This window comes from Microbacterium arborescens, from assembly GCF_030369635.1.
In the GTDB taxonomy this organism is placed as follows: domain Bacteria; phylum Actinomycetota; class Actinomycetes; order Actinomycetales; family Microbacteriaceae; genus Microbacterium.
This window is the reverse complement of record NZ_CP128474.1, coordinates 2,072,448-2,090,501: the sequence shown is the minus strand read 5'-3', so window position 1 is coordinate 2,090,501 and position 18,054 is coordinate 2,072,448. Positions and strand designations below refer to the sequence as shown.

General features: G+C 68.4%; 16 protein-coding genes. 10 read left to right on the top strand and 6 right to left on the bottom strand.

The window, feature by feature from the left end:
• Nucleotides 1-86 precede the first annotated feature (86 nt).
• Both QUC20_RS09875 and QUC20_RS09870 read left to right on the top strand, forming a co-directional pair.
• Entirely contained in the window at nucleotides 87-1,202 is a 1,116-nt protein-coding gene (locus tag QUC20_RS09875; protein WP_289329747.1) for a PrpF domain-containing protein, read from the top strand.
• A 65-nt stretch (nucleotides 1,203-1,267) separates the two neighbouring features.
• Nucleotides 1,268-2,626 carry an SLC13 family permease gene (locus QUC20_RS09870; RefSeq protein WP_289329746.1) on the top strand — a complete coding sequence of 453 codons (1,359 nt, stop codon included), beginning with the start codon at nucleotides 1,268-1,270 and terminating at the stop codon, nucleotides 2,624-2,626.
• A gap of 54 nt (nucleotides 2,627-2,680) precedes the next feature.
• Here QUC20_RS09870 and secA2 read toward each other — a convergent pair whose 3' ends face one another.
• Nucleotides 2,681-5,050: an accessory Sec system translocase SecA2 gene (gene secA2 / locus QUC20_RS09865; RefSeq protein WP_289329745.1), complete on the bottom strand. Its 2,370-nt coding sequence runs from the start codon at nucleotides 5,048-5,050 to the stop codon at nucleotides 2,681-2,683.
• Between the two features lie 158 nt (nucleotides 5,051-5,208).
• Here secA2 and QUC20_RS09860 point away from each other — a divergent pair, with 158 nt between their 5' ends.
• Nucleotides 5,209-5,775 carry an NADPH-dependent FMN reductase gene (locus QUC20_RS09860; RefSeq protein WP_289329744.1) on the top strand — a complete coding sequence of 189 codons (567 nt, stop codon included), beginning with the start codon at nucleotides 5,209-5,211 and terminating at the stop codon, nucleotides 5,773-5,775.
• Nucleotides 5,776-6,186: 411 nt separating this feature from the next.
• The gene (gene mgtE, locus QUC20_RS09855) at nucleotides 6,187-7,545 is read left to right on the top strand and encodes a magnesium transporter (protein ID WP_120265123.1); all 1,359 of its coding nucleotides are present in this window, start codon (nucleotides 6,187-6,189) and stop codon (nucleotides 7,543-7,545) included.
• Nucleotides 7,546-8,081: 536 nt separating this feature from the next.
• Here mgtE and QUC20_RS09850 read toward each other — a convergent pair.
• The gene (locus QUC20_RS09850; protein ID WP_289329743.1) at nucleotides 8,082-9,152 is read right to left on the bottom strand and encodes a Glu/Leu/Phe/Val dehydrogenase family protein; all 1,071 of its coding nucleotides are present in this window, start codon (nucleotides 9,150-9,152) and stop codon (nucleotides 8,082-8,084) included.
• Nucleotides 9,153-9,246: 94 nt separating this feature from the next.
• On the opposite strand from QUC20_RS09850, the gene QUC20_RS09845 reads away from it, so the two are divergent.
• Nucleotides 9,247-9,723, top strand: coding sequence for a YbaK/EbsC family protein (locus QUC20_RS09845; protein WP_289329742.1), 477 nt, complete (start codon nucleotides 9,247-9,249; stop codon nucleotides 9,721-9,723).
• 35 nt (nucleotides 9,724-9,758) lie between these two features.
• On the opposite strand, the gene QUC20_RS09840 is transcribed toward QUC20_RS09845, so the two are convergent.
• Both QUC20_RS09840 and QUC20_RS09835 read right to left on the bottom strand, forming a co-directional pair.
• A complete protein-coding gene (locus QUC20_RS09840; protein ID WP_289329741.1) occupies nucleotides 9,759-10,232 on the bottom strand; it encodes a SixA phosphatase family protein in 474 nt (157 codons plus the stop codon).
• A gap of 4 nt (nucleotides 10,233-10,236) precedes the next feature.
• Nucleotides 10,237-11,517 (bottom strand): DUF445 domain-containing protein, encoded by a 1,281-nt coding sequence (locus QUC20_RS09835; RefSeq protein ID WP_289329740.1) that lies wholly within the window; start codon nucleotides 11,515-11,517, stop codon nucleotides 10,237-10,239.
• Between the two features lie 59 nt (nucleotides 11,518-11,576).
• On the opposite strand from QUC20_RS09835, the gene QUC20_RS09830 reads away from it, so the two are divergent.
• The gene (locus tag QUC20_RS09830; RefSeq protein WP_120265194.1) at nucleotides 11,577-11,849 is read left to right on the top strand and encodes a metal-sensitive transcriptional regulator; all 273 of its coding nucleotides are present in this window, start codon (nucleotides 11,577-11,579) and stop codon (nucleotides 11,847-11,849) included.
• Between the two features lie 123 nt (nucleotides 11,850-11,972).
• Here the strand turns inward: QUC20_RS09830 and QUC20_RS09825 are convergent, their stop codons facing one another.
• Nucleotides 11,973-13,142, bottom strand: coding sequence for an acyl-CoA dehydrogenase family protein (locus QUC20_RS09825; RefSeq protein WP_289329739.1), 1,170 nt, complete (start codon nucleotides 13,140-13,142; stop codon nucleotides 11,973-11,975).
• Nucleotides 13,143-13,189: 47 nt separating this feature from the next.
• Between QUC20_RS09825 and QUC20_RS09820 the strand changes: the two genes are divergently transcribed.
• A complete protein-coding gene (locus QUC20_RS09820) occupies nucleotides 13,190-13,597 on the top strand; it encodes a pilus assembly protein CpaE (protein WP_289329738.1) in 408 nt (135 codons plus the stop codon).
• Between the two features lie 24 nt (nucleotides 13,598-13,621).
• On the opposite strand, the gene QUC20_RS09815 is transcribed toward QUC20_RS09820, so the two are convergent.
• Nucleotides 13,622-14,827, bottom strand: coding sequence for an MFS transporter (locus QUC20_RS09815; RefSeq protein ID WP_289329737.1), 1,206 nt, complete (start codon nucleotides 14,825-14,827; stop codon nucleotides 13,622-13,624).
• Nucleotides 14,828-15,210: 383 nt separating this feature from the next.
• On the opposite strand from QUC20_RS09815, the gene nrdH reads away from it, so the two are divergent.
• From nrdH to nrdE, 3 genes are read left to right on the top strand one after another with little or no spacing between them, the layout of a single operon-like run.
• Nucleotides 15,211-15,444, top strand: coding sequence for a glutaredoxin-like protein NrdH (gene nrdH / locus QUC20_RS09810; RefSeq protein ID WP_023954603.1), 234 nt, complete (start codon nucleotides 15,211-15,213; stop codon nucleotides 15,442-15,444).
• A gap of 3 nt (nucleotides 15,445-15,447) precedes the next feature.
• Nucleotides 15,448-15,897 (top strand): class Ib ribonucleoside-diphosphate reductase assembly flavoprotein NrdI, encoded by a 450-nt coding sequence (nrdI, locus tag QUC20_RS09805; RefSeq protein WP_023954602.1) that lies wholly within the window; start codon nucleotides 15,448-15,450, stop codon nucleotides 15,895-15,897.
• Entirely contained in the window at nucleotides 15,867-18,035 is a 2,169-nt protein-coding gene (gene nrdE / locus QUC20_RS09800) for a class 1b ribonucleoside-diphosphate reductase subunit alpha (protein ID WP_289329736.1), read from the top strand. The genes nrdI and nrdE overlap by 31 nt, the downstream gene beginning before the upstream one ends.
• Nucleotides 18,036-18,054: the final 19 nt, after the last annotated feature.

Sequence of the window (18,054 nt, the reverse complement as noted above, 5' to 3'; positions counted from 1 at the left end):
CGCACCTTCACAGGGGTTAAGCATCCGGCGGTTTTCCTGAACGATGGCCGCAGCAAGCATGGATGCCGACACCTCAGGAGGCGGCCATGTTGGAGATCCCGGCGACACTCATGCGGGGCGGGACCAGCAAGTGCTGGGTCTTCAGCCGCAACGAGCTGGAGCGTGTCGGCGCACCCGTCGACGACATTCTGCTGCGCCTGTACGGCAGTCCCGACGAGCGGCAGATCGATGGCCTCGGCGGCGGCACCTCGACGACCAGCAAGGCCGTCATCCTGTCGCCGAGCCAGCGCGACGACGCCGACATCGACTACTCGTTCGCACAGGTCGGCCTCGCCGACGGGCGGGTCGACTGGTCGAGCAACTGCGGCAACTGCTCTGCTGCGATCGCGCCGTACGTGCTCCACGCGGGGTGGCTCGCCCCGCAGGGCGAGCGGACGGCGGTCCGCATCTTCAACACGAACACCGGTCAGCTGATCGTGGCCGAGGTTCCCACGCCCGGCGGCGTGTTCGACGAGTCGGGCGACGCGCACATCGTCGGCGTTCCCTACGCGGGCCTCGAGGTCGTGCTCTGGTTCGTCGATCCCGCCGGCCGCACGACGGGTCGCCTGCTGCCGACCGGCCTCGCCATCGAGCACATCGACGGCGTTCCGGTGACACTGATCGACGGGGGAGCGCCCGTCGTCATCGCCGAGGCGTCGGCGCTGGGCCTGACCGGCCTCGAAACACCCGCCGAGATCGATGCGCGACCCGAGCTGCTGGCCCGTGTCGACGGCATCCGTCGTGAAGGCGCCGTCCGCATGGGACTCGCGGCCGCCGCGGCTGCGGCGCTCAAGGCAGTGCCGAAGGTCGCCCTGGTGTCGTCCCGCAGCGCGGGCGATCACGACTTCGGGGTCACGATGATGTCGATGGGCAAGGCGCACCCGGCGATCGCGATCACCGGCAGCGTCGCGCTGACGCTGGCGGCGGCTACCCCGGGCACGGTCGTATCGCGGATGGCCGAACGACCCGGCACCCGCGACGTCACCTCAATGCGCACGCCGTCGGGTGTGGTGAGCACCCGCATCGGCCGTCACGGCGCACTGCCCGCAGTCGGAATCACCCGCTCGGCGCGGCGGCTGGCGGATGCCTCCGTCCCTCTGCCGCTGGAGCAACTGCCCGATCATGCGTCGGGACTGGTCGAGGAAGCCCTCCTCGTCCGATGATCAGATAGGCGGCCGATCTCGCTGAGGCGGATCCGGTCGCCGCCAACCCCCGTTGGGAGACAACGATGTCACCAGAACTCATCTCGATACTCGCGTTGTTCGCGATGGTCATCATCGCCACCGTGCGGCCGATCAACATCGGCATCCTCGGATTCATCGGCACCTTCCTCGTCGGAACGCTCGTGCTCGGCCTCGACGAGAAGCAGATGCTCGCCGGCTTCCCCGCCGACCTCTTCCTCACGATCGTGGGCGTCACATACCTGTTCGCCGTCGCGAAGCTCAACGGAACCGTCGACCTGATCGTCGACCGCGGCGTGCGCCTCGTGCGGGGGCGGACGGCGCTGGTGCCGTGGGTGCTCTTCGGGGTCGCTGCGATCCTCACGGCCATGGGCACGTTCCCGCCGGCTGCCGTCGCCCTCGTCGCGCCCGTCGCCCTCAGTTTCGCCGCCAAGCACGGCTTGGACCCGCTGCCGGTGGGAATGACCGTCGTCTACGGAGCACTGGCGGGTTCGCTCTCGCCGATCTCGGTGCTCGGCCTGCTCGTCAGCGGCATGGTCGGCGACACCCCGGGCTTCTCGCCGATGGTGCTGTTCGTGACGGCGTTCGTCTACTCGACCCTCATCGCGATCCTGACCCAGCTGTTCTTCTCCTGGAAGAACCGCCTTCGCGGCGGAGCGTACTCCGGGGGCGGCGACGCGAGCGGCGCGGGCGATGGTGGCGCGGTGCCCGGGCCGCGCGTGCCCGCAACGGGGAACATCTCCGTCGGCGGCGCCGAGCAGGGTTCGGTCCTCACGCTCACGCAGACGCTCCAAACGCCACGGCTCCGCACGACTCCGGCTCAGGTGCTGACCCTGCTCGCCCTGCTGGGGCTGGCCGTCGGGGCGATGGTGTTCCACCTCGACATCGGCATCCTCGCGCTCGTCGCCGGCACCGTGATCGCATTCATCGAGAAGAAGCACCTCACGGCCGCTGTCGAGGGCATCAGCTGGTCGACCATCCTGCTCGTCGCGGGCATGATCACCTACATCAGCATCGTCGAGGAAGCGGGGGCGATCGAATGGGTCGCGAACGGGATCGGCAGCCTCGGTTCGCCCCTCATCGGCGTGCTCGTGCTCTGCGTCATGGCCGGTGTCGTCTCGGCGTTCGCCTCGTCGACGGCGGTCATCGCGATCTCGATCCCGATGCTCCTGCCGCTCATTCAGGACAGCCCCGTCGCCGGCGGGATGGCGATCTCTGCGGTCGCGATCGCCGCGAAGGTCGTCGACGTCTCACCGTTCTCGACCAATGGCGCGCTCGTCCTCGCGAACGCCCAGAACGTCGACCCTCCTGCGTTCTACCAGCGGATTCTGCGCTACTCCGGGGTCATCGTGCTGATCGGGCCCTTCCTCGCCTGGGCTACCCTCGTCGTGCCGTTCTCGCTTTGACAGGGGCTGCCTCGCGCCCGAATCGACGTACGCGGCGCGGCGCGCCTCGCGCGGTCAGACGTACTCGACCCCGCGAGGGCGCCTCCCGTGCACGACGCTGTTCAGGTACGAAACGATGCGGTCAGCCTCTGAGCCGAACGGGTTGTCGGAGACCATGTACGTCCACGTGGATGCGGGCCTGGAGAGCCTCAGGTCTGAGAGAGTCTGGGCATTCGAGGGGGCCGCGTGGAGGATCGAGCGGACCGAGTCCCGAAACTCATCGATGACCCGTGGCAGGTTGCGGGCCGCGATCAACGCGAACTCGTCCAAGGGGTTCTGCCTGGCGAGAACGCGGAGGTGGATGCCCTCTCGTGTCTCGGCGAGACTGGCCAGGTGCTCTGACCATGCGTCGTCCACGAGGAGCAGCGCCACCTCGCGTGCGAGGACGCGACGATCACGCGCAGCCCATTGCTCGGCAAGCTTCGCTGAGCCCTCGGTCACGCGTGCGAGAAATTGCTCCAGCCCTGCATCGGATAGGAGACTCTCGCGCAAACCAAGCACCGTCTCCCGTTGCTGGTCGACGATGGAGTCATAGCGGCGCGTGTTTCGATGTAACTGGAGCACCTTCCCGTCCGCGACGCGCTGGGCGTGCTCGTAGAGGCGGTGAAAGCGAACATCATCGATCTGGCCGTCGGGACCGATGCTCCGTGGAACCGGGTTGATGCGGATGTTGTTCTTGACGATTGCGTCGTCGAGGCTCGCGTAGAGAACCGTGCGTCCTGGCTCGCCTTGCCTGCCTGACCGGCCGCGGAGCTGCCGATCGAGCCGAGGCGAGTCATGGCGAGCAAGGCCAATGACGAGAAGCCCACCGGCCTGGGCCGAGGTTGGTGGCACCTCGATGTCCACGCCGCGACCCGCCATTTGCGTGGAGACGGTCACCGCCCCGGGCTGGCCTGCCTGGGCGATGATGGTCGCCTCCGCCGCATCGTTCTTCGCGTTCAGCACGTGGACACCCACCCCATGGGTGCGAAGCAGGTCCGCAAAACCCTCCGAAGCCTCGACGCTCTGCGTACCGATGAGCACCGGCTGGCCTCGGTGGTGAGCGTGCAGCACCCGCTCGGCAGCCGCCGAGTCCCGCTCGGGCTCTGAGCGGTACAAGCGATCGGGCTCGTCGATTCGGGCGGGAATGCGGTGCGGAGGGATCACGACCGTAGAGAATCCGAAGTCCTCGCCCAGTCGTTCTGCAGCCTCGAGCGCAGAACCGCTCATGCCGGTGACCGTCGCGTACCCCTTCACGACGGTCTCGATGAGGATTTGGTCACGAATCTGCGCCTGCCCTGTAACAGGCAGACCTTCTTTGCGTTCGAGGGCCGCCTGCAGCCCGTCGGGCCATCGCCGACGCTCCGCGACCCGGCCGCGTGGCTCGCTGATCAGCTTGAGGCGGCCGCCCGAAACGATGTAATGAACGTCCCGATGGAGGAGCGTTTGCGCGTGCAAGGCGACATGGGCGGCAGTGAGCAGCTCGGTCTGGTCGCCGGCGTAGAGATCCTCTACGCCGTAAGCCTCCTCCACGATCGCCAAACCCGCATCGGTGAACGCGGCGCTGCGCCCGTCGCCGGTGACCTCGTAGTGCACATCGTTTTGCATCTGGCGCAGAACGTCGGCGAGCTTGGTGTCAGGCTCATCCATCGCGCTGTCTGCCGCCAGCACGAGCGGGACGGTGGCGTCGTCGATGAGGACGGCGTCGATCTCGTCGATCAACGCCACGTCAGCGACGGACAGGAGCCGATCGGAGTCCGATGTGCGCTGGCGGTCGCGCAACACATCGAAACCGACCTGATGTGCCGTCGTGTAGACGACGTCTGAGAGGTACCCGCGCTGGCGTTCGTCCGCACTCATCGTGTCGTCCACCGAAGCGACGTCGAAACCGAGACGTGCGAAGAACGCGCGCCCCGTCGACGCGTCGCGCGACGCGAGGTAGCTGTTCGCCGACAGCACGTGGACACGCCTCCCGTCGGCCGCCCAGGCGGCGGAGGCGAGGAAGCCGACCAGCGTCTTCCCCTCGCCAGTCGCCATGTCCACGACTCGCCCGCTCAAGAGGCTGGACACCGCGGCGATCTGCTCGCGATGGGCCACCAGCCCCAGCTCTCGGCGGGCAGACTCCGCGATCAGCGCGAGCAGTTCCTCTCCCGCGTCGACATCCCGTCGCTCCCGAGCCGGCTGCGTTTCAGCGAGTGCCGAGCCGAAATCGGCATCCGACAACTTCTCGAGGGCTTGGCGGCGCAACTCGACACGGTCTGCGATTTTCAGCGCCGGGGAGATGTCGAGCGATCCAGGGGACCCGATCAGGCGTCGGGCGGGACCGACGAGCCGTGTCCATAACGATCCGAGACGAGGTGCGGTGTCAGGGGAGGGTGCGAGAGGCGGGCTCGATGTGTTCTTCATCGGTCAACCCCCGGACTCCGTGAGTGCGAACACGCGTCATCCCGACCCTACGACTTCGTGGGGCATCTTCGAAAGCACTCAGCCGATCCTGGCCGCATCGCGCCGTTGCGACGCGTAGACTGCATGCAACTGAATCGATCCCCCGGGAGGTTTCGTCCATGACCACCTACAACGTCGGCGTCATCGTCGGCAGCATCTCGTCGACCTCGATCAACCGTCGTCTGGCGAAGGCGCTCACCAAGCTCGCCCCGCAGGCCGACCTCGAGCTCACCGAGATCCCGATCGCACCGCTGCCGTTCTACTCGGCCGACAACGACGCGTCGATCCCGGCCGAAGCGGCTGAGTTCAAGGCTGCGGTCGAGAAGGCCGACGGCGTCATCATCGTCACCCCCGAGTACAACCGGTCGGTGCCTGGCGTCCTGAAGAACGCTCTCGACACCGCGAGCCGTCCGTGGGGCGACAACAGCTTCGCCGGTAAGCCGTCCGCCGTCATCGGCATCTCGATCGGTGCGGTGGGCACGGCCGTCGCGCAGCAGCACCTGCGGTCGATCCTGTCGTTCCTCGCGTCGCCCGAGCTCTCGCAGCCCGAGGGCTACCTGCAGCTCACCGAGGGGCTCATCGACGACGACGGCACCGTGACCAACGAGTCGACGTCCGAGTTCCTGCTCTCGTGGCTGAAGGCCGTGCACGCGCACGTCGCGAAGAACCTCGCCGCCGTCAGCTGATCAGCAGACCCCTCTCGACCGGGCGCCCGACCACACGGTCGGGCGCCCGGTCGTCGTGATGCCGGCGGCGTGCGGCGGTTCCTCCCAGGTCGAAGGGCATACGATGGTCGGCGGGGCATCGGCCCGCGGCACCCGATCGCCGCGGTCCGCCCCTGATCGCCGGCAGATCCTCTTCTGCCGATTGTCGACCTGCGAGAAAAAGGAAGCGAGGTGAGGTGCTCAATGAGCGGTGATAGTTGCCATCGCGAGATCGACAGCGCCATGCCCGCTGCCCGCCCGCACGTCGACCCGATCGACTCCTGAGCGGACGAGCCGCGGTGCGTCGCACCAGCAGGCTTCGCGATGTGGTCCGTGCCGTCGTCGTCGTGACGATGCCGCGGATGCGCGCGCGTCCACATGAGGAGGGCTCCCATGACTCCGGAGCAGATCAACGAACTGACCATCGTCGTCGACGGCATCGCCGCACCCCTGTCGCGGGGTGACCTGCCGTCTGCTGCGGCTGCTCTCGCCGCTGTCGAGCCCGAGCGTCTCGCCGAGGTGCTCGAGCGACTCGACGGTCGTCGCCGCGCCGTCGCCTACCGGCTGCTGCCGAAAGACCACGCTCTGCAGGTGTTCGAAGCGCTCTCGCCGAACATGCAGGGGGAGCTGATCGGCGACCTGCGCGACGCTGAGGTGGCGCACATCTTCGGCGACCTCGACCCCGACGACCGCGCCTGGCTCGTCGACGAGCTGCCGGCCTCGCTCGCGTCTCGGCTGATGCGCGGGCTTCCCGCTCACGAGCGCGAGATGACCGCGGCGGTCCTCGGCTACCGCCGCGGATCCATCGGGCGCCGGATGAGCCCGGAGTTCGTGTCGGTTCCGATCGGCAGCACGGTCGCGGGCGCGCTCGAGCGGGTGCGGGCCCGCCTGCACGACGCCGAGACGGTGTACACGCTTCCCGTGGTCGATGCGGGACGTCGCGTCGCGGGCGTCGTCAGCCTGCGCGATCTGCTCGCCGCCGAACCGTCCGACGCCGTGCGCGACATCATGCAGGCCGCGCAGACCGCCGGGGTGGACGATGACGCTGAGACCGCCGCCCGCCGCTGCACCGAGCGCGGCCTGCTCGCGCTGCCGATCGTCGACAGCGAGGAGCGACTCGTCGGCATCCTGACCGTCGACGACGCCGCCCGCATCCTCGAACATGAGGAGAGCGAGGATGCCGCGCGCCAGGGCGGTGCCGAGCCGCTTCGCCGGCCCTACCTGTCGACCCCCATCGCTCAGATCGTGCGCTCGCGCGTCGTCTGGCTGCTCGTGCTCGCCGTCGGCGCGACGCTTACCGTGCAGGTGCTGTCGGCGTTCGAGGCGACGCTCGCCCAGATCACGGTGCTCGCGCTGTTCGTGCCCCTGCTCATCGGAACCGGTGGGAACACCGGCAACCAGGCGGCGACCACGGTCACGCGCGCGCTCGCGCTCGGCGACGTGCGACCCCGCGACGTCGTCCGCGTGCTGAGTCGTGAGGTGCGGGTGGGGTTCTTCCTCGGCAGCATCCTGGGGCTCGTCGGATTCGGGGTGACCTCGCTCGTGTACGAGCCGCGCATCGGTCTCGTCATCGGGGCGACTCTGATCGCGGTGTGCACGATGGCGGCGACGGTCGGCGGAGTCATGCCGCTGCTCGCGAGGGCGATCCGTGTCGATCCCGCGGTGTTCTCGAACCCGTTCATCACGACGTTCGTCGACGCCAGCGGCCTGATCCTGTACTTCCTCATCGCCCGAGCCATCCTGCAGATCTGAGCCTGGTGCCGGGGTGTTGTGGTGCCGGGATGCAAGGTATTGGGCGCGGCGCGCCGGGGCGGATGCTGTTCCGGCGGGGTGTCGGCGACAATCCCTTGCATCCCGGTCTGGGTGTCGGGAGCGCCAGGCTTTCGTTTAGACCGGGCCTCGGGTGTGCGGCATCCGCCCTGTCCCACCCCGGTGCTACCCCGGCCTCTCCCGCTTCGGTTCCGGGATACAAGGGATTGGGCGCGGCGCGGCGGCGTGGATGTCGTTGGTGCGGGGTGTCGGCGACGATCCCTTGCATCCCCGTCCTGGGGTGTCGGGGAATGCCCGACTCCCTCTCGACGGGGCCTCGGGTGTGCGGCATCCGGCCCCCCGTTCCACCCCTGTCCTACCCGGCACCCACCGCCCCGGCCGGCTTCGGTTCGGGGATGCAAGGGATCGGGCGCGGCGCGCCGGGGTGGATGCCGTTCCGGCGGGGTGTCGTCGACGATCCCTTGCATCCCGGACCCAGACCCAGACGCACCCCGGCACCCCGCCGACCCCGGCCGGGGTCAGACCAGGGCGTCGCGGGCGGCCCCGGCGGCGAGGCGCTCGGCGGCGAGGGACTCCGCGGCGGCGAGCGGCGTGACGTCGCGCGCGGCGGCTTCGTCGAAGATGCGCCGCAGCACGTCGCCGATGCCCTCGACACGCGTGGCGATCTCGCTGCGATCGCGCTGCTTCGCGGCGAGGTCGAGGTAGATGACCCCGCCCGCGTTCACGACGAAGTCGGGGGCGTACAGGATGCCGCGCGCGGCCAGACGGTCGGCGCCGGAGCGATGTGCCAGCGGGTTGTTCGCGGGTCCGCATACTGCTCGTGCGTCGAGCGCGTCGATCACCTCGTCGGTGAGGACGCCTCCGATGCCCGCGGGCACGAAGACGTCGGCCGAGGCGAGGTGGGCCTCCGCCGGTTCGATCCACGTGGCACCGAGGCTCGTCGCGAGCTCGCGCTTCGCGGGGTTCACATCGGTCACGGTGAGCTCTGCGCCTTCGGCGGCGAGCTGCACGGCGAGGCGGCTGCCCACCTGCCCGAGCCCCGCGATCGTGATGCGGCGGCCGGCGACATCGCGAGCTCCGGTCACGCGCTCGAGGGTCGCGAGCAGCGACGCGTGCACGCCGATGCTCGTCGGACCCGCGGGTTCGCCCGAGCCACCCACGCGGTCGGGGAGGCCGACGACGTGCGCGGTGCGTTCGCTGACGGTGAGCATGTCGTCGGTGGTCGACCCCACGTCTTCGGCCGTGCGGTACAGGCCGCACAGCGACTCGACGGCGTCACCGAGATCGAGGAACGCCGCACGCCGCCGCTCGGCATCCAGCACCGTTCCCGGGGGCAAGCCGATGACGGCCTTCCCGCCGCCGGCATCCAGCCCCGCCGCCGCGTTCTTCAACGTCATCGCCGCAGACAGGCGGAGGGCGTCGCCGAGTGCGTCGCTCCAGTGCGGGTACGTCCACACCCGGGCGCCGCCGAGAGCGGGGCCGAGGACGGAGGAGTGCAACGCGGCGGCGATGAAGAGGCCGCTCCGCCGTCCGGTCATCACCTCCACGCGCTCGTGCGTGAAATCGGGCAGGGGCAGGGCGTGGGTCATCGCGATCCTCTTTCGGCGGAGCCTTGTGGGCTCATGCTCTCCGTGCCGCGGCGTTGCGGCATCCAGCCCATTGTGCCTCTTCTAGAGTGTCAGCGTGACCACCGATCTGCCTTCGCGAAGCCGTATCGTTCACGAGTCCCTGCGTGCCGCCGGCATCGCCGGCGACATCGTCGTGCTGCCGGATGCCGCTTCCACGGCCGCCCTGGCCGCGGCGGCGCTCGGCGTGGAGGTGGGGGCGATCGCCAACAGCCTGGTCTTCTGGTCGGACGGTGAGCCGCTGCTGGTCATGACCAGCGGCGCGCACCGCGTCGACACGGCGGCTCTGGCCGAGCGCACCGGACGCACCGAGATCAAACGAGCCAGCGTCGATCAGGTCCGCAGTGCGACGGGGCAGGCGATCGGCGGCGTCGCACCGACGGGACATCCCGCGCCCCTCACGACGTTCATCGACGAAGATCTCGAGCAGTACGACGAGATCTGGGCGGCCGGCGGCACACCGCACACGGTCTTCCCGCTGACGTTCGACGAGCTCGTCCGACTGACGGGCGGAACGGTCGTGGCCGTCGCCTGACCCGGATCAGCCCGCGGGTCTGCGCACCCCGGCGCTCAGCTCTTCGGGCTGTCGAAGCTCCACGCGTCCGGATCGGTCGCGGTCGCGACGTCCCAGTCATCGGTCCGCCACGTGAAGGTGGCGACCGCGCACGTCGGCATCCCGCCGATGCCCCCGTTCGACAGTCGCTCGGCGAGCACCGTCATCCCCGGGTCGTGCGCGACGACGAGCACGGACTGCACCCCGCTGCCGCTCGCCGCGTCGAGGAGCACGCGCGCCGAAGCGCCATAGAGCTCGTCGCGCAGGTCCGGTTCGAGTCCGAGCGCGGCGCCGAATGCCGCGGCCGTCGTCCGAGCGCGGAGCGCTGTGGAGGCGAGGATGCGCTCGACGGCGACGTCCGTGGACGCCAGGCGCTCAGCCATCACGGGAGCGTCGCGCATGCCGCGGTCGTTCAGCGGACGGGCGTGATCGTCGAGTGCGGCCGTGCCCCAATCGCTTTTGGCATGTCGCACGAGGATGAGCGTCGTCATGGATTCATCCTCCCGCGCCGAAGACCGCGTGGGCGATCGTGTAGATGACGAGTCCGGCGAGCGATCCGACGATCGTGCCGTTGAGCCGGATGTACTGCAGGTCGCGGCCGACCATGAGCTCGATCTTCTCGGTCGTCTCCTGCGCGTCCCAGCGTTCGACCGTCTCGGTGATGACCGACGCGATGTCGGCGCGGTGGCGGGCCACGAGCGTCGCGGCGGCGTCGATGACGCGTGCATCGATGCGTTGCTGCAAAGCGGGCTCGGTCGCGAGGCGTTCGCCGACCTCGGTGAGCGCCGCCGCGATACGCCGGCGGAGGGGACTCCCGGCATCGCCGAGCGATCGGACGAGCCCGGCCTTCGCGGTGCCCCAGGCCTCGGCGGCGAGAGCGCGAACGCGGGGACTGTCGAACACCGCCGCCTTGGCCGACTCCAGCCGCGCCGCCGTCTCGGTCTCGCCCTGCAGATCCCCGGCGAGACGACCGAGGTAGCCGTCGATGGCCTTGCGTGCCGGGTGGTCGGGATCGCTCCGCACGGCCGCGACGAACGTCAGCGCTTCGCGATAGACGGTGTCGTCGACGAGACGGGTCGCCACCGATGGCACCCACGACGGCAGTCGGCGGGAGACCAGTCCGGTGAACACCGAGCGGTTGGCGATGAGCCAGGTCTCGATGTTGTCGATCGCCAGGTCGACCGCTCCGTGGTGCGCGCCCGCGCCGACGACGCGTTCGAGCCACCCGCCGATCGACGGACCCCATGACGGGGCGAGCAGATGCTCGCGCGCCAGGTCTTCGAGCAGATCCTGCACCTCGTCGTCGCTCAGCGCGGTGAGGATGCCCGATGCCGCCGCCGACGCCTCGGCCGAGACGCGCTCGGCGTTCTCGGGCCGGCGCAGCCACGCGCCGAGCCGCGTCGCGATGCCCATCGACTCGAGCTTGCCGCGGATCACGCCGGCCTCGAGGAAGTTCGTCTCGACGAACTCGCCGAGGGTGCGGCCGATCTCGTCCTTGCGCTTCGGGATGATCGCGGTGTGCGGGATGGGCAGACCGAGCGGATGCCGGAACAGCGCGGTGACGGCGAACCAGTCGGCCAGCGCACCCACCATGCCGCCTTCCGCGGCCGCTCGGACGTACCCGAATGCGGGCACCGTCTGCTGCAACGGGAACGAGACCGCGAAGACGATCGCCATGAACACCAGCGCGCCGAGAGCGACGGCCTTCATCCGCCGCAACCCCTGGCGACGAGCCTGGTCGGCGGGGGAGAGCAGGGAGGTCGGCGTGCGTGCCATCCGGTCATCCTCCCACGGTGGTTCGCCGGCCGGGGCCGGTCACGGCGTATCCTGACCGCGTGATCGACGACATCCAGAAGCGCGCCCTGCGCCGCACGAGCATCCTCGAAGGCCAGGTCCGCGGGCTCGCCCGGATGATCGAGAACGAGGACTACTGCATGGACATCATCGCCCAGTCGCGGGCCATCCAGAAGGCTCTCGCATCGCTCGACAAGCTCCTCATCGAGAATCACCTCCGCACGCACGTGACGCACATGTTCGAGAGCGGCGGCGCCGAGCGCGAGCAGGCCGTCGCCGAGTTGCTCAAGGCGTACGACCTCGAGACGCGCTGACGGCATCCCGCCCGTCTTCTTCAGCTCCGCTGTCCTTGTCGAGTCGCCAGGGAATGCGGCTGCAGCGACCCCAGGACCCGCGGTTTGTGGCGAGTCGACTGGCCGACGGCGAGCCGGGGCGGGTCAGGGGGAGACGGGGCCGAGCCAGGCCGCGGCGACCGTGCTGTGAGCCGACTCGGGGTCGGAGGGGTGGAACATCCCCGCGATGACGTCGCGGTAGAGGCGGCCGAGCTCGGACCGCGAGAAGTACGACGATCCGCCCGCCACGAGCATCGCCTCGTCGACGACCGTCTTCGCCGCGCCGACGGCGCGGTGCTTCAGGCCGCTCAGCTTCGCGAACCACAGTCCGCCGTGGTCGGCCTGCGCATCGATGTCGCGCGCGATCGCCTCGAGCTGCGGCAGCATCCCGTCGTACGTCAGCGCCATCTCGGCGATGCGCCAGCGGATGTCGGGATCCTGGCTGTACGCCAGTCCCGTCTTCTTCGACGTGCGCGACTGAGCGGCGATGACGGCGAGGTCGAGGGCACGTCGGGCGATGCCGGTGTACACCGATGCCAGCAGCAGCTCGAAGACCGAGAAGATGCCGAAGACGAGCGGGTCGGGGCTGGGGCCGGGGGAGAGGCGACGCACGATGCGTTCGGCCGGGGCGACGGCCCCGTGCAGCTCGGTGGTGCGCGACTGCGTTCCGCGCATGCCCACGGTGTCCCAGTCGTCGCGTGTGCGCACGGCATCGCTGCGGTCGACGAAGGCGAACACCAGCTGCGGGGCGTCGGGGCTCGTCGTGTCGAGTCCGTGCAGCCCGAGGTGATCCCACACCGGCGCGAGCGAGGTGAAGATCTTGGTGCCGGTGAAGGCGTACCCGCCGTCGGGCTGCGGTTCGGCGGCGGTGTCGCTGCCGAACAGGACGAGGTCGTTGCCCGCCTCGCTGATCCCGAACGCGAAGACCTCGCCCGCCGCTGCCCCCTCCTGCACGAAACGCAACGCGTCGTCGCCCCGGTCGAAGAGCACCTTCGCGACGCCGGTCCACACGAGGTGCATGTTGATCGCGAGGGCCGTCGCGGGCGCCGCTCCCGCGAGCCGCTGCTGCAGGACGGATGCCTGGGCGAGCGAGAGCCCCGCACCGCCGAGCTTCTCGGGCACCAGGATGCCGAGGTAGCCGGCCTCCCGCAGTTCCGCGAGGTCATCGTCGGGGAAGACGTTCTCGACATCGACGACGGCGGCACGCCCGCGGATGCGCTCGAGGAGATCGTCGGAGAGGTAGCGGGCCGGGTCGAAGTCGCTCACGGCATCCATTCTGCTCCCGCCGCTCCTCGCCCGGTCGCCTGGTGCAGGATGGGGACATGATCTCGACCGACGCCGCACTCGCCCTGCGCGAGGCCGGGCTCGTCTGGCATCCGGCATCCGGCGACCGATTCCAGTTGAACGAGCCGGAGTTCGAGGCCGACATCTTCACCGTCAGCGAGATGACGATCGAACCGCGCCGCTATCCGAGCGGCACGATCCTCGCGTTCAACGGCACGACGGAATGGGCGCTCGACTCCGTCGCGCTCGACGAGGCGCTGTGGCTTCCGCGTGAGGATCAGCTGCGCGAGATGCTCCGCGGCGGATTCCGCAGCCTGCGCCGACTGGCCGACACGCACCGCGTCGAGATCGAGTTCGCCGGCGAGGAGCTGGCGTTCGAGCACCCGCAGCCCGAAGACGCCTACGCGGCGGCCGTGCTCGCGATGCTGCGGCGCGTCAACGACTGAGCGACCGGCGCGGCGCGTGCCGCCTCAGGTGATGGTGTGGACCGGCGCGGTGTCGGGAATGGGCGATGCGTCGCGTCCCCGCAGATCGGGGAACCACCGCACGCAGCTCGCCGCGACGATGAGACCGGCTGCCGCAAATAGCGTGGCGGCGACGTAGGCGCCCTGGGGACCGACGCCGTCGATGAGGAAGCCCGCGATGGCCGACCCTGCGGCAGCTCCGATGAGCTGTCCGGTGCCGATCCAGCCGTATGCCTCGGCCGTCTCGCTGAACTTCACGCTCGCCGAGGTGATGGCGAACATGACCGCGAGTGCCGGAGCGATGCCGATGCCGGCGACCAGCAGCGACCCGCCGAGCCACCATGCGTTGAGCGAGAAGATCGTCGCCGCTAGCCCCACGGTGACGATGAGGAAGCGGCGGGCCATGGCCCAGCGGCCGATCGGGATGTGGCCGAACGACAGGCCGCCGGCCAGGCTCCCGACGGCGAAGACCGCGAGCACGAGACCGGACTCGAGTCCGCCGTGACCGAATGAGGCGACGACGCCCGCTTCGACGGCCGAGCACGCGCCGATGAGGAGGAAGCCGGTCGCCGTCGCGAGCAGGACGGGGGGCTTGAGGAGCACGCGGCCGAGGCTGCGGCGGCTGCGCGGGATGCGCACGCGGCCGAGCTCGGGCGAGGAGATGAACCACGCGCCGCCGCCGATGAGGATGACGACCACGAGCAGGAGGCCCGGAACGGTGCCGGCCTGCAGCGCCACGAAGGTGATGAGCACCGGCGCGATGATCCAGATGATCTCCTGCAGCGAGGCGTCGAGCGAGAACAACGGCGTCAGCTGACGCGAGGTCACCATCTTGGGATAGATAGTGCGCACGGCCGATTGCACGGGCGGGGTCGACAACCCCGCGATGAGACCGAGCGCCATGTAGATCCACAGGGGCACGTCGAGCACCGCGAGCAGCCCGATCGCGGCCACGCACACGACGAGCGTCAGTGTGAGCACGCGCCGCATGCCCCAGACGCCCATCCATCGGCTCGTCACCGGGCCGGCGATCGCCTGTCCGACTGAGGTGGCCGCCAGGACCAGACCGGCGGACCCGTAGGAGCCGGTCACGTGCTCGATGTGGAGAAGGATGGCGAGGCTCGTCATCCCGCTCGGAAAGCGCGCGGTCAACTGTGCGGCGATGATGCGCGCGACACCTGGTGTGCGCAGCAGTTCTCCGTATCCCGCCACCCCTCAACGGTAGCGATTCCCGGGGCGTCTCGGCGACGCCCGGGCGGGTGCCGTCGCGACACGCCCGCGACACGCCGACGCGACGAGATCCGTCGGAATCGGATGTCGATGGGCCCGTCTACCGTCCGACCTGTGGACAGACTCGGTCGCCACGCGTCGGAAGCGCGTAATCACGCGTCGAACCGGGCCTCGATCGAGTCGCGGATCTGTGGATGAAACGGTGGACAAGATGTGTTGTACCTGGGGAGAGCGGTGCAAAACTACAGACTTGTAACTACTACCCCTTGTGGTGCCCCCCGATGTCGGCACCCATATGTAGTATTGAGGCTCCGGCAGGTTCTCAGCCGGAGATGCGTAAGAAGCGAAGGGAAACCACACTCGACATGGCGATCACGGTCTACACCAAGCCCTCCTGCGTGCAGTGCAACGCGACGTACCGTGCGCTGGACTCGAAGGGCATCGAATACGACGTCCTCGACCTCTCCGAGGACCCGGCGGCACTCGAGCGCGTCAAGTCGCTCGGCTACCTGCAGGCCCCCGTCGTCATCACCGACGAGGACCACTGGTCGGGCTTCCGTCCCGACAAGATCGACGAGCTGGCCGCTCGCTTCGCCTGAGCCATGAGCACGGCGGTCGCGACGCGGGCGCCTCTGCTCGTGTACTTCTCGAGCGTCTCCGGCAACACCGCGCGATTCATCGACAAACTCGGACTGCCGGCGCTCCGCATCCCCCTTCACTCCTCACCGACGCCCCTCGTCATGACCGAGCCTTTCGTGCTCGTCACTCCCACCTACGGCGGGGGACAGGGGCGCGGTGAGGAGAAGGGTGCGGTGCCCAAGCAGGTCGTCCGATTCTTGAACGACGTGCGGAACCGCACCCTGCTGCGTGGAGTCATCTCCACCGGCAACACGAATTTCGGCGAGTCGTACTGCCTCGCCGGCGACATCATCAGCCGCAAGTGCTCCGTGCCGCACTTGGACAAGGTGGAACTGTTCGGCACGCCCGAAGACGTCGAGCGCGTGAGCGCAGGATTGGAACGATGGTGGAATCAGCACTGGAAACAGCCTTGACCGATAACGGCTTCAAGGTCGACACACGCTTCGACGGGCTCGACTACCACGCCCTCAACGCGATGCTCAACCTCTACGGCGCGGACGGCAAGATCCAGTTCGACGCCGACAAGCGCGCGGCGCGGGAGTACTTCCTCCAGCACGTCAACCAGAACACGGTCTTCTTCCACTCCCTCAAGGAGCGCCTCGACTACCTCGTCGAGAAGGAGTACTACGAGCCCAAGGTCATCGAGAAGTACTCGCTCGAGTTCATCCAGAAGCTCAACGACTTCGCGTACGGCAAGAAGTTCCGCTTCGAGACCTTCCTCGGCGCGTTCAAGTACTACACGAGCTACACGCTGAAGACCTTCGACGGCAAGCGTTACCTTGAGCGCTTCGAGGACCGCGTCGTCATGACCGCCCTCGGCCTCGCCGACGGCGACGAGAACCTCGCGATGCAGCTCGTCGACGAGATCATCTCGGGTCGATTCCAGCCCGCCACCCCGACGTTCCTGAACACGGGCAAGGCCCAGCGCGGCGAGCTCGTGTCGTGCTTCCTGCTCCGCATCGAAGACAACATGGAGTCGATCGCCCGCGGCATCAACTCCGCCCTGCAGCTCTCGAAGCGCGGCGGCGGTGTGGCGCTGCTGCTGTCGAACATCCGCGAGGCCGGTGCTCCGATCAAGCAGATCGAGAACCAGTCGTCGGGCATCATCCCCGTCATGAAGCTGCTCGAAGACAGCTTCAGCTACGCCAACCAGCTCGGCGCGCGCCAGGGTGCCGGCGCCGTGTACCTGTCGGCCCACCACCCCGACATCCTCAAGTTCCTCGACACCAAGCGTGAGAACGCCGACGAGAAGATCCGCATCAAGACGCTGTCGCTGGGTGTCGTCATCCCCGACATCACCTTCGAGCTCGCCAAGAACGGCGAGGACATGTACCTGTTCTCGCCCTACGACGTCGAGAAGGTCTACGGCGTGCCGTTCGGCGACATCTCGGTCACCGAGAAGTACCGCGAGATGGTCGACGACGCGCGCATCAAGAAGACGAAGATCAATGCGCGCGAGTTCTTCCAGACCCTCGCCGAGATCCAGTTCGAGTCGGGCTACCCGTACATCATGTTCGAGGACACGGTGAACAAGGCCAACCCGATCAAGGGCCGGATCAACATGTCGAACCTGTGCTCGGAGATCCTCCAGGTCAACACCCCGACGACGTACAACGAAGACCTCTCGTACGCCCAGATCGGTAAGGACATCTCCTGCAACCTCGGGTCGATGAACATCGCCCTCGCGATGGACGGCAAGGACCTCGCCCAGACGGTCGAGACCAGCATCCGCGCCCTCACGGCGGTCAGCGACCAGAGCCACATCGCCTCGGTCCGCTCGATCGAGGACGGCAACGACCGTTCGCACGCGATCGGCCTCGGGCAGATGAACCTGCACGGCTACCTGGCGCGTGAGCACGTGTTCTACGGGTCGGAAGAAGGCCTCGACTTCACGAACATCTACTTCTACACCGTGCTGTTCCACGCCCTGCGGGCATCGAACAAGATCGCGATCGAGCGCGGCACGTACTTCGAGGGCTTCCCCGACTCGACCTACGCGTCGGGCGAGTTCTTCGACAAGTACGTCGAGCAGGAGTGGGCGCCGCAGACCGACAAGGTGAAGGGTCTGTTCGAGGGCATCCACATCCCGACGCAGGATGACTGGCGCGAGCTGAAGGCATCGATCCAGCAGCACGGCATCTACAACCAGAACCTGCAGGCGGTGCCCCCGACCGGCTCGATCTCGTACATCAACAACTCGACGTCGTCGATCCACCCGATCGCGTCGAAGATCGAGATCCGCAAGGAAGGCAAGCTCGGCCGCGTCTACTACCCGGCGCCGTTCATGACGAACGACAACCTCGAGTACTACGAAGACGCGTACGAGATCGGCTACGAGAAGGTCATCGACACGTACGCCGCCGCTACCCAGCACGTCGACCAGGGCCTGTCGCTGACGCTGTTCTTCAAGGACACCGCGACCACGCGCGACATCAACCGGGCCCAGATCTACGCCTGGCGCAAGGGCATCAAGACGATCTACTACATCCGCCTGCGGCAGATGGCGCTCGAGGGCACCGACATGTCCGAGTGCGTCAGCTGCATGCTGTGACGGATGCCGGAACCCGAAC